Origin of the sequence: Caballeronia sp. BCC1704 (assembly GCF_902833455.1) — a bacterium.
Taxonomy (GTDB): domain Bacteria; phylum Pseudomonadota; class Gammaproteobacteria; order Burkholderiales; family Burkholderiaceae; genus Caballeronia.
This window is the reverse complement of record NZ_CADFFT010000001.1, coordinates 149,924-163,549: the sequence shown is the minus strand read 5'-3', so window position 1 is coordinate 163,549 and position 13,626 is coordinate 149,924. Positions and strand designations below refer to the sequence as shown.

The 13,626-nt window shown below is 66.4% G+C and carries 12 protein-coding genes; 5 read left to right on the top strand and 7 right to left on the bottom strand.

All coding sequences use genetic code 11. The annotated features are described in order from the left end of the window. Window positions 1-664: 664 nt before the first annotated feature. The 6 genes from HWX53_RS00765 to fliF form a co-directional block, all read right to left on the bottom strand. Complete coding sequence (locus tag HWX53_RS00765; protein ID WP_175938535.1) at window positions 665-2,092, bottom strand: flagellar hook-length control protein FliK; 1,428 nt, start codon at window positions 2,090-2,092, stop codon at window positions 665-667. Window positions 2,093-2,166: 74 nt separating this feature from the next. Next, window positions 2,167-2,616 carry a flagellar export protein FliJ gene (gene fliJ / locus HWX53_RS00760; protein WP_175938533.1) on the bottom strand — a complete coding sequence of 150 codons (450 nt, stop codon included), beginning with the start codon at window positions 2,614-2,616 and terminating at the stop codon, window positions 2,167-2,169. A 61-nt stretch (window positions 2,617-2,677) separates the two neighbouring features. Next, complete coding sequence (fliI, locus tag HWX53_RS00755) at window positions 2,678-4,204, bottom strand: flagellar protein export ATPase FliI (RefSeq protein WP_175938531.1); 1,527 nt, start codon at window positions 4,202-4,204, stop codon at window positions 2,678-2,680. Then, window positions 4,198-4,878, bottom strand: a complete 681-nt coding sequence (gene fliH / locus HWX53_RS00750) for a flagellar assembly protein FliH (protein ID WP_175938529.1) — start codon at window positions 4,876-4,878, stop codon at window positions 4,198-4,200. The genes fliI and fliH overlap by 7 nt, the downstream gene beginning before the upstream one ends. Beyond that, window positions 4,871-5,866, bottom strand: a complete 996-nt coding sequence (gene fliG, locus HWX53_RS00745; RefSeq protein WP_175938527.1) for a flagellar motor switch protein FliG — start codon at window positions 5,864-5,866, stop codon at window positions 4,871-4,873. The genes fliH and fliG overlap by 8 nt, the downstream gene beginning before the upstream one ends. Further along, window positions 5,856-7,619 (bottom strand): flagellar basal-body MS-ring/collar protein FliF, encoded by a 1,764-nt coding sequence (gene fliF / locus HWX53_RS00740; protein ID WP_175938525.1) that lies wholly within the window; start codon window positions 7,617-7,619, stop codon window positions 5,856-5,858. Before fliF ends, fliG begins: the two co-directional genes overlap by 11 nt. A 271-nt stretch (window positions 7,620-7,890) precedes the next feature. On the opposite strand from fliF, the gene fliE reads away from it, so the two are divergent. The 5 genes from fliE to HWX53_RS00715 all read left to right on the top strand — a co-directional run bounded on the left by fliE (window position 7,891) and on the right by HWX53_RS00715 (window position 11,167). Continuing rightward, window positions 7,891-8,259, top strand: a complete 369-nt coding sequence (gene fliE, locus HWX53_RS00735) for a flagellar hook-basal body complex protein FliE (RefSeq protein WP_175938523.1) — start codon at window positions 7,891-7,893, stop codon at window positions 8,257-8,259. Window positions 8,260-8,685: 426 nt separating this feature from the next. After that, window positions 8,686-9,105: a flagellar export chaperone FliS gene (fliS, locus tag HWX53_RS00730; RefSeq protein ID WP_175938522.1), complete on the top strand. Its 420-nt coding sequence runs from the start codon at window positions 8,686-8,688 to the stop codon at window positions 9,103-9,105. A 31-nt stretch (window positions 9,106-9,136) separates the two neighbouring features. Continuing rightward, on the top strand, window positions 9,137-9,466 hold the full coding sequence (locus HWX53_RS00725) for a flagellar protein FliT (protein WP_175938520.1): 330 nt from the start codon (window positions 9,137-9,139) through the stop codon (window positions 9,464-9,466). Window positions 9,467-9,512: 46 nt separating this feature from the next. Continuing rightward, window positions 9,513-10,868: a flagellar hook-length control protein FliK gene (locus HWX53_RS00720; protein WP_175938518.1), complete on the top strand. Its 1,356-nt coding sequence runs from the start codon at window positions 9,513-9,515 to the stop codon at window positions 10,866-10,868. Then, a complete protein-coding gene (locus tag HWX53_RS00715; protein WP_175938516.1) occupies window positions 10,865-11,167 on the top strand; it encodes an EscU/YscU/HrcU family type III secretion system export apparatus switch protein in 303 nt (100 codons plus the stop codon). Before HWX53_RS00720 ends, HWX53_RS00715 begins: the two co-directional genes overlap by 4 nt. 456 nt (window positions 11,168-11,623) lie before the next feature. On the opposite strand, the gene HWX53_RS00710 is transcribed toward HWX53_RS00715, so the two are convergent. Then, window positions 11,624-13,333 carry an isovaleryl-CoA dehydrogenase gene (locus HWX53_RS00710; protein ID WP_175938514.1) on the bottom strand — a complete coding sequence of 570 codons (1,710 nt, stop codon included), beginning with the start codon at window positions 13,331-13,333 and terminating at the stop codon, window positions 11,624-11,626. Window positions 13,334-13,626 lie beyond the last annotated feature (293 nt).

Below are 13,626 nucleotides of genomic sequence, written 5' to 3'. Positions count from 1 at the left end.
CTTGCACATCCGGTTGCTCGTCGTTGATTGGCTCAGCTTGACCTGCTTTGGCTTGGCTTGGCTCAATTTGGCTCGGCCACGCTCTGCATGACTTGGCTTGAGTTTGCTTGGCTTAACTTGGCTTGACTCGGTTTGGCTCAGTTTGGCTCGGCTACGCTCTGCTTGGTCAGGTCAGGTCAGGTCAGGTCAGGTCAAGTCAGGTCAAGCCAAGCCAAGCCAGGTCAGGTCAAGCCAAGCCAAGCCAAGCCAAGTCAGGCTCTGGCCTGCGTTGCCTTGGCTTCGCTGTGCTTGGCTCGACTTGTCATGTCTTTGTTTCAGGGCACAGCCGTTGCGTCCTGGTGGTTTTGTCGAGCCAAGGGGCTCGGAGGACGTGGTGGTCAGCGGGCGTGGAGGGTGATTCAGGGCTGATTCAAGCTGAGGGCCAATGCTTTTCTGCGGAGTGCACCTTCATTCAAGACCGCGGGCGAAAAAGCTGCTTTCTTTGGTTACTTTCTTTGCAGCAGCAAAGAAAGTGACCCCCGCCCCGGGGAGGGGCAACGCTAATAGACCGACACGAATACAAGTTTCACGAACAAAAGAAAGAGCGGAGCAACGCCAACGACCGAAGCCAAAGCAACGCCAAAGACCGAAGCCAAAGCAACGCCCATCGGGGAAAGAGAAGCCCTTAAGCAAAAGTATCCACAAGCCCCACGGTCCGCCGAACGACCGCTGCAACGCCCCCGCCAGCGGCCTCAAGACCGCCACCGCCAACACCCCGCCCTCCGCGAGACGAAGAAGAACCCCCGCCCTGACCATCCCCCTGCGACTGACGCCCAAACGCCGACCCATCCGAGACACTGGTACTGCCGAGACTGATGCCATTGGCTTCCATCGCCTCGCGCAGCTTCGGCATAGCAGCTTCCACCGCCTCACGCACCTGCGCATGCTGCGACACGAACAGCGCGTGCGCATGATTGTCGGCGACCTGAAGCGTCACTTGCAGCGGCCCGAGATCCTTCGGGTTCAACGTGAGCTCCGCGCTCTGCTGATCCGACTTCGACACGAACACGACCTTCTGGCTGAACGCATCGTCCCAGCCGGATGCGCCCACGTGCGGCGCAATCGCCGCGCTCGTCGCCGACGTCATCGCGCCTTGCGGGCTCGATACGCCCGCATTCGCTGATGCCGCCTGCAACGCCACCGCATGCGCGGCCGCATCGGCGGACTGCTTGTACGCAGCGCTCGCGCCGTCGGCCGCCGGCGTCAGCGCGTCCTGCGCCGTCGCAAGCGCGGCGGCGTTCGTCTGCGCCGCGCTCGCAGCCGCGTTCTTCGCATCGCCCGATGCGCCGTTCGTCAACGCGATGCCGCGCGCGCCCTTCGCGCCCGCGCCGAGCAAGGCGCCCTGCGTTTCGCTCGTCGTCCCGTCCGTCGCCTTGGCGCCGTTCGCGGCATTGCCGCCGGCATGCGCCGCCGCAGCCACAGCGGCCGCATTGGCCTGCGCGCCGTTCATCGCGGCGAGCGCGGCTTGCAGCGCATCCTGAGCCGAGTTCGCGTCGGTGCTCTTCTTCGCGTCGCCGGTCGCGGATGCGTCGCCGTCCGTCGATGCCGCCGTGGCCGCGCCAGTCGCCGCATCGGTGAGCGCGGCGAGGGTCGCGTCGTCGGCATCGGCATTCGCGGGGTCGGCGGCGTCGGCGCGCGCCTTTGCTTCGGCGGCCGCTTTCGCAGCGGCATCGGCTGCATTCGCAGGCTTCGCGTTCGCGTTGGCGTTCGCGCTCGCGGCCGCCTTCGACGCGTCCGCGCCGTCGCTCTTGTCCGCATGTTTCGGCGCGTCGTGCGTCGCGTCGGTCTTGCCGTTCGCGTCCGCCGATGTCGACGCCTGCGCGTCATCGCTCTTGCCGGCGTTCGCGCTGTCGTCGGGCTTTGGGGCGTCGTGCACGCTCGACTTGTCGCCGGACGTGAGCGCCTTCGCCGCGAGCGCGTCCGCGTTCGCGCGGTCGGTGATGCCTTGCAGCGTCTGCCCGAACGAAACGCTCGCGCTCGCCGCGCGCTTGGCCGTCGATGCGCTCGACGAGCTCGCGCCCGTGAGCGCGCCGATGGTTGAAACGGAGGACATGTTCGACCTCTGAAATCCTGTAATGAACTACACGCGGCGCTCGCTGCCATGACAGCAGCGCCGCTAAAAATCCGTCAGGCGCGCTCGGCTCGCATGCGCAGCACTTTCGCCGCGTGCTCGTCCGCTTCGCGCTGTTCGACACGCGCCGCCTTGCGCGCGAGAACCGCTTCGCCCCGTGCAGCCAGCACTTCGTAGCTGCCGACCTTCTGCTTCTTGAGCCGCCACTCCGGCTTTGCCGCCTCGATGCGCTGGTCGGCCGTCACGAGCAGCATGCGCTGCTGCGCGATCGCCGAATCAAGCGTATCGACGAACGCCTGGAAGTTGCGCAGCGTCTGCGCCGTCGTACCTTGCTGGGCAGATGCCGTGAAGCGCGCGTGATACTCGTCGCGGTAGGCAACGAGCGATTCGAGCTGTTTCTCGGCCTCGTTGCGTTCCTGCTGCAACTTCCCGAGCTTCTTGGTGGCGGCGTCGAGCTCTTCTTGCGCGAGTTCGATGAGCGTGTTGATCGGCAGATTCTTGGACATGACGTGGCGGTTCCTGTGGTCTTCAGGGCTCTACGTGTTCTTATGACGAATGGCTCGAATACTAGTCGAAAAGCTGATGCAACAAATCAAGACTCGGTTCGAAATTTGCCTGCTCACGAAAACCTTGCTGTAAAAACGACTCCATCCGCGGATACAGCGCGATCGCGCGGTCGAGCAGCGCGTCGCGGCCGCTCGAATACGCGCCCACGTTGATGAGATCGCGGTTGCGTTGGTAGCGCGACAGCATCTGCTTGAAGAGGCGCACGCGTTCCAGATGCTTGTCGTCGATAAGCGAAGTCATCGCACGGCTGATGGACTGCTCGATGTCGATGGCCGGGTAATGCCCCGCCTCCGCCAGCGACCGGTTCAGCACGATATGGCCGTCCAGAATGGCCCGCGCCGAGTCGGCGATCGGGTCTTGCTGGTCGTCGCCTTCGGTCAGCACCGTATAAAACGCAGTGATGGAACCGCCGCCTTCCGGCCCGTTGCCGGTACGCTCGACGAGCGCCGGCAGCTTGGCGAACACCGAAGGCGGATAGCCCTTGGTCGCAGGCGGCTCGCCGATCGCGAGCGCGATCTCGCGCTGCGCCATCGCGTAGCGCGTGAGCGAATCCATCAGCATCAGCACGTGCTTGCCCTGATCGCGGAAATATTCGGCGAGCGAAGTCGTGTACGCGGCGGCCTGCATCCGCAGCACCGGCGACACGTCCGCAGGCGCGGCCACGACGACCGAGCGCGCGAGACCGTCCTCGCCCAGAATCTGTTCGATGAACTCCTTCACTTCGCGGCCACGTTCGCCGATCAGCCCGATCACGATCACTTCCGCGCTTGTATAACGCGCCATCGTGCCGAGCAGCACCGACTTACCGACGCCGGAACCCGCGAACAAGCCCATGCGCTGTCCGCGCCCGACCGTGAGCAGCGAGTTGATCGCGCGCACGCCCACGTCGAGCACCTTGTGAATCGGCTCGCGATTCAGCGGGTTGATGACCGGCGCGGCGAGCGGCGCATCGACCTTCGCGCCGAGCGGGCCGAGCCCGTCGAGCGGACGGCCGGACGCATCGACCACGCGGCCGAGCATTTCCCAGCCGACCGGCAGACGCTTCGCGCCCGCCATCGGATCGTTGATCGGCGCGCTTTCCAGCGGATACACGCGCGCGCCGGGCAAGAGGCCGCCCATTTCGGTGGTCGGCATCAGAAACAGCTTGTCGCCCGCGAAGCCGACGACTTCGGCTTCCGCCGTCGGGATCGCGCTGCCGGGCGGCAGTTCGATCATGCATTCGGAGCCGACGCCCATCTTGAGGCCGACCGCTTCGAGCACGAGGCCGGCGGCGCGCGTGAGGCGCCCGCACGGACGCAGCGGCTTGGCGATGGCGTTGCGCGACTTCATCGCGTCGAGCTTGTCGCGCCACGCGTCGATGTGCGGATTGCCCGCGAGCTTCGCGAGTTCGGCGATGGTGTGCGCGGCGTGCGCGTCCGGCGCGGCGTCGCTTGCGGCTTCTTCGCTCGCGAGCGGTCCGAACGACGCCCGCGCGATTTCCTGTTCCAGCGCGGACAGCCCGTCCTGCGTGATGCGATGGTTCACCACGGCTTGTTCCTCCCGAGCGCGGCAGCGACGCGTTCCCAGCGCGACGCGTTGGTCGCGTCGATTTCGCCGGTCGCGGCGTGCGCCTTGCAGCCGCCGCGTTCGATGGCCGGGTCCGGACGCACCGTCCAGCCCGCCGATTCCAGTTCATCCTTCAGATACGAATCGACGATCGGCAGGTCGGCCGGGCTCACGATCAGCGTCGGCGCGCCCGACAGTTCCGGCTCGGCGGCGATCACTTCACGGGCAACGGCGACGAGCGCGGTCGGATCGAGCGCCAGATGCTGACGCACGACCTGTTGCGCGATATCGACGGCCAGCCCGGCCAGCGTTTCCGCGATGGCGGCGTCGGCAGCCTGAAGCGCGGTCTTGAACGCATCGGCGATCTGCGCGAGTTGCGCGGCCTGCGCGAGCGCTTCCTTGCGGCCGTCCTCGAAACCCTTCGCGTGACCTTGCTCGAAGCCCGCCTGATAGCCGAGCGCCTGACCGGCGACGTGCCCCTTGGCGACGCCGTGCGCGTGCGCGTCTTCCTCGATGCGGCGCAGATGCGCTTCGAGCGCCGCCTGTTCCGCCGCGCTGTTGTCGACGGTGACGGGATCGAACGACGCCATCTCCCAGCGTTGATACGCGGAGACGGGCGCCTTCTCGCCCCGGTTCTGGGTGGCGGCGTCAGACATACGCGTCCTCCGCCTTGCCGCCTAGCTGAATCTGGCCGTTTTCCGCCAGATTGCGGACGATCTGGAGGATCTTGCGCTGTTGCTGCTCGACTTCCGACACGCGCACCGGACCGCGCGAATCGAGGTCTTCGGCGAGCAGTTCGGCCGCGCGCTGCGACATGTTCGAGAGGAACTTCTGACGCAGTCCGGGCTGCGCGCCCTTCAGGGACACGATCAGCGTTTCCGACTCCACTTCCTTCAACAGCAACTGGATCGCGCGGTCTTCCAGGTCGAGCAGGTTCTCGAACACGAACATCTGGTCGATGATCTTCTGCGCCAACTCCGCGTCGTACTCGCGCACGTTCGACAGCACGCCTTCTTCGTGATTGCTCGACATGAAGTTGAGAATCTCCGCCGCCGTGCGAATGCCGCCCATCGGCGCGCGCTTCAGGTTGTCACTGCCGGAAAGCAGCGTCGTGAGCACATCGTCGAGTTCGCGCAGCGCGGCGGGCTGAATGCCGTCGAGCGTCGCGATGCGCAGGAGCACGTCGTTGCGCAAGCGGTCGTTCAGGAGCGACACGATTTCCGACGCCTGATCGCGATCCAGGTGCACGAGAATCGTCGCGATGATCTGCGGATGCTCGTTCTTGATGAGTTCCGCGACCGCGCCCGAGTCCATCCACTTGAGGCCCTCGATACCGCTCGTATCGCTGCCTTGCAGAATGCGGTCGATGAGCGCGCCGGCTTTGTTCTCGCCGAGCGCCTTCGTCAGCACCGAGCGGATGTACTCGCTCGAATCCAGCGAAAGCGCCGTGTGCTTTTCGGCTTCGCCGACGAATTCGGTCAGCACGTTGTCGAGCTGCTCGCGCGTCACGTTCTTGAGCGCCGCCATCGTGGCGCCGATCTTCTGCACCTCGCGCGGGGCGAGATACTTGAAAACTTCGGCGGCTTCTTCCTCTCCGATCGACATCAGGAGGAGCGCGGCTTTATTGAGACCTTCAGCGTTCATCGGACACCCAGTTCTTCACGACCGTCGCAACGATTCTCGGGTCCTGCCGCGCGACCATTCGCGCGTAGTCGAGATTTCGATCGAATTTGGCCTTGTTGCTTTCATGACCGAGGAGGCTGACCTCGGCATCCTTGTCTTCATCCTGCTTCGCTTCGCCGCCAAGCGTGGGACCGTCCAGCAGCGAGAGTTCGTCGGCTGCGGCGAGCGCGGGCGCTTCTTCCGGCGGCGGCGGGAACGCGCGGCGCATTGCGGGCTTCACCATGCTGAAGTAGAGGAACAGCGCGACGATGCCGATACCCACGTACTTCGCGAGCGAGATGCCGCGCGCAATCATGTCCGGCGTGCGCCACCAGGGCACCGCAGGCGTCAGGTCCGAGTCCGACGAGAACGCGCTGTTCACCACGTTGACCGAATCGCCGCGCTTCTCGTCGAAGCCCATCGCGTCCTTCACGAGCTGCTGCACTTGCGCGAGCTTGTCGGCGGCGAGCGGCTTCATCGTGACGTTGCCCTTCGCATCGACCTGTCGCTCGTAGTTGACGACCACCGCCACGGACAGACGCTTGATGCCGCCCGTCGCCTGCTCGTAGTGGCGCACGGTGCGATCCACTTCGTAGTTCGTCGTCGTGTCCTTGCGCAGATTAGTCGGCGTGGAACGCGTCGCGGTCGTGCCCGACGCGGCGGCGTCGATCGGCGCGGACGCCGGCTGCGGCGGCTGGTTCGAGAGCGCGCCCGGCACGCCCGAGGCGCCGCTGCCCGACGTTTCGCTCGATTCGCTCGACTGCTGGCTGCGGATCGCCGTGTTCTGCGGGTTGGCGTTCGGGCCGTAGCTTTCTGCGGTCTGTTCGAGCTTCGAGAAGTCGATGTCGGCGCTCACCTGCGAACGCGCATTGCCCGCGCCGAAGAGCGGCGACAGAATCGCGTCGATGCGCTTTTGCGTGTTGTGCTCGATCTGCTGCACGTACTTCAGTTGCGACGCGTCGAGACCGTTGACGGCGCTCTGGCTCGTGAGCAGGTTGCCGTCCTGATCGACGATGTTCACGTTCTTGACCGGCATGTCCGGCACGCCCGAGGCCACCATGTGCGCGATCGCGAGCACTTGGCCTTCGTCGAGCACGCGGCCGGGGTAAAGGTTCACCATCACGGAAGCGGTCGGCAGTTCCTTGTCGCGCACGAACACGCTCGGCTTCGGAATGGCGAGATGCACGCGCGCCGACTTCACCGACGAAATGGAACCGATGGTGCGCTCCAGCTCGCCTTCGAGCGCGCGCTGGTAGTTGATCTGCTCGGCGAACTGGCTGATGCCGAACTTCTGGTTGTCCATCAGTTCGAAGCCGACCGAGCCGTTTTTCGGCAGACCCTGGCTCGCGAGACGCAGACGCGTTTCGTGAACCTGCTCGGCCGGCACGAGAATGGCGCCGCCGCCGTCGGACAGCTTGTAGGGAATATTGCCCTGCTGAAGCGCGGTAACGATCGCGCCGCCGTCGCGATCCGACAGATTGCTGAACAGCACGCGATAGTCCGGCTGGCGCGACCACATCACGAGACCGGCGACGACCATCGCCAGAATCGCGACGGCGACGATCAGCGGCACGCGCGGGTTCGAGCGAAACTGCGAAAGCATTGGCACCCGCTGCGCGAAACCGCCGGCGGAAAGGCCCGCGCCCGCTGCGGGCGCGCCTGCCGCGCCCGGCTGCGCACCCGCCAGGCCCATTCTGGCGTCGGGCGTGATCAATGAGTTGTTGGGCGTTTCCATTAGCGTCGAAGCTCCGAATCTTGGCTTCTTCCCGCGCCGCAGTGTCGTCCGCGGTTGGGGAAGTCTTTTCACGAGATGGATTATCCGCACTACCTTGCAAGTCGATTCGGTGAATAGAGCGGGGTTTTCCCCGTTCTTCGTACGCTTCGAAACGGGGCCCGCTGCTAATCTTTTTCATACCCGGACGAGCCATTTTTACCGGCCCGTCCGAGCCGGCCAGACGCTGGCATTTCCACGGTCCTGCATCAATTTGCTGTCACACGGAGTCAATATGAACTTTCCGATCAATCCGCTTTCCGCCGCGATGAGCGCCATTCAGTCGATGTCGGCGCAGGCCGCCGGCGGCGCGGGCAGCGCGGCCACGGTGGCGTCCGGCGCGGTGACCGGACAAAGCGCGGGTTCGGGCGCGGCGACCGCGGGCAGCTTCGCGGACGCGCTCAAGTCGTCCATCGACAAGATCAGCGCCAACCAGACGACCGCGCTCAACGAGGCGCATGCATTCGAAATCGGCGCGCCGAACGTTTCGCTCAACGACGTGATGGTGGACATGCAGAAGGCCAACGTCGGCCTTCAGTTCGGTTTGCAGGTGCGCAACAAGCTCGTGAGCGCGTACAACGACATCATGCAGATCTCCGTCTAACGCCCGGCGAGCGCCGCCGACCGTCCGATCCTGCCTTCGAGCGTGGTTTTGTTCGTGGCCTGTTCGTGGTTTTCGCCCCCAAACCCTTGCGCCCTAAAGCTTTTGCGCGTTTCTCCGATAACCCCGTTAGCAGCCCGGCGAACGACGGTTCGCTCGCGAAAGCGAGCCGCGCCTTCGTATTTCGAGCCGGCGCGGACGTTCGCAGGCCGGCAAAGGCCGGGGCAGACGCGGGAGCGACACGGCGACATGCCGCGTGCTCCGCGTCGCGGGGATACAGGTTGCAGGCGGCGCGGGTGAGGGCTTTCGAGCCACGCTCGCCGGCTGCATGGATTTGCACGGGACGAGACGGGGCCGGGACACGCGCGAACGCGCGCGCCGGCTAACCGGGGCGAAAAGCCGTAACAGTCGTCGAGACAGGAGCCATCGATGTTTTCGCAGGGACAGGCGGGAGCCAACGCATATGCGCGCGTCGGCGTTCAGACCGGCGTCATGGGAGCCAGCCCGCACCGGCTCATCGTGATGCTCTATCAGGGCGCGCGGCAAGCCATCGCGCAGGCGCGCATGCATACGCAGCAGAACAACGTGGGCGCGCGCGGCCAGGCGATCGGCAAGGCAATCAGCATCGTCGAAAGCGGGCTTCAGCAGGCGCTCAACAAGGACGCGGGCGGCGAAATCGCGCAGCGGCTCGACGCGCTCTATTCGTACATGACGCGGCGTCTTTTGCAGGCGAACATGGAGCAGAGCGAGACGATGCTCGTGGAAGTCGACAATCTGCTGGCGACGCTCGAGGAAGCGTGGGTCGGTATCGGACCGGAAGTGGCGCAAATGACCGCCGCGGCCGTCTGAACGAAAATCGGTGGGCGACTGCCGCAGAAGAATGAAAACGACAGAAGAATACTTCGCTCACTACGAAGCCATTGCCGCGCTGTCCGCCCAGATGCTGAGAGCGGCGCGCGAAGGCGACCTGGGCGATTTGAAGGCGATGCAGGGCACGTATCGCGACCTCGTCGAGCAGTTGAAGGACGCCGATCACGCATCGGCGCTCGACGAGACCGCGCGGGCACGCAAGCTGGACCTCGTGAAGAAGATTCTCGCCGACGACGCCGCCATCCGCGACCTGACATCGCCGAGTCTCGCGCGTCTGTCCGCGCTCTTCGCGGTCAACAGTCCGGCGCGCGTGCTCAAAAAGATGATAGGACTGCGTTAGGCAGACACGCCGCGAGGCTTCGCGGACGTACTTGAGGAATCTCGGCATGACAGGATTCGACTCCGCGATAGCAACGCTCCTGGCCGGCCGCTCGGACCTCGTCCTTTCCGCGATCCGCGCAGCCGACGCGGTGAACGGCGCGGCGGGCGCGGCCGCGGGACGCACGACGACGCAGGCGGGCACGTCCGCCACGGTCGATACGCCCGACACGCCGGAATCCGGCGCGGCGGGCGCGGGCCCGGCGGCATCGGCGCAGACCGAGCTTTCCAGCGTCGCGCGCACGCTCGACGTGATCTCGCGCTTGTCCGGGACGGCGTCGGCGGTCATGGGCGACGCGCCGTTGTGGCCCACGCCGCCGCGCCCCGCGAGCGCGTTCGCCGCGCTCACCACCGGCCTTTTCGATACCGCTTTCTCTTCGAACGCTGCTGCCGTCGCGGCGGCGCGCGCCGCGAGCCAGAACTTGCCGCCGCTGCCGGCGTCGGTGCTGGCGGGCGAGCTGGCGAAGACCGTCGGAGAGAGCGGGCTCTTCTACGAATCGCATCTCGCGCAATGGCTCGCAGGCCAGCGCAGCGCAGCCTCGCTCGGCAACGAGCCGCAGGCCCGCGTCGATCCGCGCGCGTTGTCGCTGCCGTTCGATCTGGCAAGCGAAGGCGCGCCGGACGCGGCGCACGCGGCGCCGGCGTTTTCAGCGTCGCCCGCTTTCCCCGATCTACACGACGCCGACCCGCCGACGCCCGCGCGCGCCGTCGAGATGCCGCAGACGCCGCAGCAGGCGGCCGCGCTCGCGGCGTCGGTGCGCGACGCGCCCGCGTCGGCGCTTTCGAATTCTCAGAGCGGAACCGCGAGCGCGGGCAGTGCGAGCGCGCAGCCCGCGCCGTCCGGCTCGGGGTCGGCGATGCAGGCGTCGGTGGCGGCGGGCGTGCATCCGGCGACGCTCGACATCGTGCGCCAGCAGCTCGATCTTCTCGCAAACGGGCAGTTCCGCTGGCAAGGCGAGGCGTGGCCCGGCACGCGCTTCGAATGGGAAATCGCGCGCGAGCCGCGCGATGCCCGCACGTCGGAACCGTCGGCGGACGAGCGCGCGTGGCGCACCCGCATCACGCTGTCGCTGCCGGCGCTCGGCACCGTGGACGCCGAACTGGTCCTGAGCGGAGAGAAACTCGTCGCGCGCATCAACGCGAGCGACAAGGGCGCGGCCCGGCTCGCGGCGGATGGCGCGGCGTTCGCGCGTCAACTGGATGCGGCGGGCATCGCGCTGGCGTCGTTTTCGGTGCGTTCGATCGACGGCGCGGCGGGCACCGATGTCGCGCACGACGCAGGCCATGCGGCGCCGAAGCCGGTTCGGTCGCCGCTCGAACATCTGTTCCGAGCCTCGCCGCGTTCCGAAGGAGGCGCGACATGAGCACGCCGTATGGCCGCAAGCAGGCGACCGCGCTTACCTACGAAGCCGGCAATCGCGAAGCGACGCCGCGCGTCGTCGCGAAAGGCTATGGGATCGTCGCGGAGATGATCGTGCAGCGCGCGAAAGAGGCGGGCGTCTACGTGCACGAATCGCCGGACATGGTCTCGCTGCTGATGCAGGTGGACCTCGACGCGCATATTCCGCCCGCGCTGTATCAGGCGGTGGCGGAACTGCTTTCGTGGGTGTATCGGCTGGAGAACGAAGAGCCGCTGCGGGAGGCGGGGCGGACGGTGCGGTGAGGGCGCGCTGCGGTTGTCTGCGCTTCGGCGGCTGCCCGTTGCCGGCGAGAACGCATGGCTGCGTAGCCTCATTGCGTTGATTCGAGTGCGGCAACCGTGTGCTTTTCCGCTGCAAGCACCGCTGCCTGGACAAGCTGGGCGCCTTTCGTTGGGGGTCCGTCTCCCGCGCTTCCTTCATCCAAGCGATCTTGAAATGTCATTGCCCGTGCGGCGCACTGTCCGGCGCGCGGCATTTCGCGCAGCTTGGTCGCGTGGACTCTGGCGGTGAGCGTCTCCGTCGGTCGCTTTTTGATATCGACGGCCTGGCGGCGCAGAGCGGCGGCTCGGCCGCTTCTCCTTGCAGCGCGGCCTTATGAGCAGGGCGTCGCTGTTGACTCAGTCCATTTGTTCGCATCACTGCGCGCCCCCCCGGGGGCAGCAGGAACGCCCCCTTGCGCGGTTCTGCCCGCCGTCGCGCTAGCTTCCAAACGCCCGCGCCACGATCCGCGCATGGTCGAACCGCGCCGGCAGTGTGCCGTAGACGCGCCCCGTTTCGCCGCGTGCATCGCCGAGACGGGTCTCGATAAACGCCTGCGCCACGTCCTCCGGCGCATGACGCGCGAGCAACACTCCCTGCGCACATAAGACCAACTGCTGCGCGATGCGCCGCGCCGACGCTTCTCTTTCCGATGCATCGCCCGTCAGCATTCCGATGAGCGCGCCGAGCGCCGCGCCCAGCGCCGGATGCGCGGATGCGGCATCGCGCCAATCGTCGAGGAGCGCGTGAGCCGCGTCCTGCTCGCGCTCGAACGCGCGCAGCACGTCCAGGCACATCACGTTGCCCGAGCCTTCCCAGATGGAATTGACCGGCGCTTCTCGATAGAAACGCGCCATCGGGCCGGATTCGACATAGCCGTTTCCGCCCCAGACTTCCATGGCTTCGCCGGTGAATTCGAGCGCGCGCTTGCAGACCCAGAACTTCGCGGCCGGCGTCACGATGCGCCGCCACGCGCGCTCGGACGGCGCGCTGCCCGCCGCCGCGCTGCGTTCGAACGCGCCCGCGAGCCGCATGAACAGCAGCGTCGCGGCTTCTGATTCCAGCGCGAGATCCGCGAGCACGTTGCGCATCAACGGCTGATCGACGAGCCGGGCGCCGAACGCGCTCCGATGCCGCGCGTGATGAATCGCCTGCACGAGCGCCGCGCGCATCAGCGCCGCGCTGCCGATCACGCAGTCGAGCCGCGTGAAGTTCGCCATTTCGATGATCGTCGGCACGCCGCGACCTTCCTCGCCGATCATGACGCCGTAGGCATCGAAAAATTCGACCTCGCTGCTCGCATTCGAACGATTGCCGAGCTTGTCCTTCAGACGCTGCACGTGAACCGCGTTCTTGCGGCCGTCCGGCGCGAAACGCGGCACGTAGAAGCACGACAGCCCGCCTTCGGCCGACGCGCGCGCGAGCACCAGATGCGCGTCGCACTGCGGCGCGGAGAAAAACCATTTGTGGCCGACGAGCCGGTATTCGCCGCCGCGCCCGCCCGCGCCGAGCGGCTCGGCGCGCGTGCGGTTGCTGCGCACGTCGGAGCCGCCCTGCTTCTCGGTCATGCCCATGCCGATCATCATCGAACGCTTGCCGGCGTCGAGCGGAATGTCGCGCCGGTCGTGCTCGCGCGACAGCAGCGGTCCGGCGAGCCGCGCGTACAAAGCCGGTTCGTTGCGCAATACCGGAATGCTGGCGAACGTCATCGTGATCGGACACAGCGAACCGGATTCGAGCTGGCCGTGCAGAAAGTAGCTGGCGCAACGCGCGGCCATGGAGCCGGCGCGGGCGTGCGGTTCGAACGGCAAAGCGTGCAGTCCCTCGTGCCGCAGCCGGCGCAGCAGTTCGTGCCACGCGGGATGAAATTCGATCGCGTCGATGCGCTCGCCGCGCGCATCGTGTGTCGCCAGTTCCGGCGTATGGCGGTTGGCCAGATCGGCGAGCGCGAGAACATCGGGCTGCGTGAGCGCGCAGCCGTCGCGCGAGAGGGCGTCGGCGTGCCAGCCGGCGCCTTCACGCTCGACCGCCGCCGCCAGCGCGCAATCGGTGGCAAACGCGTCGTAACGCTCGAGCGGCGGCGCCTGATTCGTGACCTCGTGCGTCTGACCGAACCGGCTGGCGGGTGCATCGGCGGATGAAGCATTCATACAGCGGTCTCCTGTCTCGGGCGGCGTCGGAGCCATCTCGAATTCATGAATCATAGGCCGGCGTTTCGGCGCACGGGTAGAGGCATCGCTCTCTTCATTTGCGGCCGGGCGAGTGCGCCCGGTTGTCACAACGACGACAAGTTTTCTGAGGCGCAGTCCTAAAGGCACGAGAGCTGAGACAAATCCGATTGTTCAGTCCGCCATGCCGACTTGCAGGACCCCGAACCTATAATCGTTCGGCCTGAATCGGGCGCTCGGGCCCGGTGCAACAACGCTTTTCTGGAAGTCTTCTC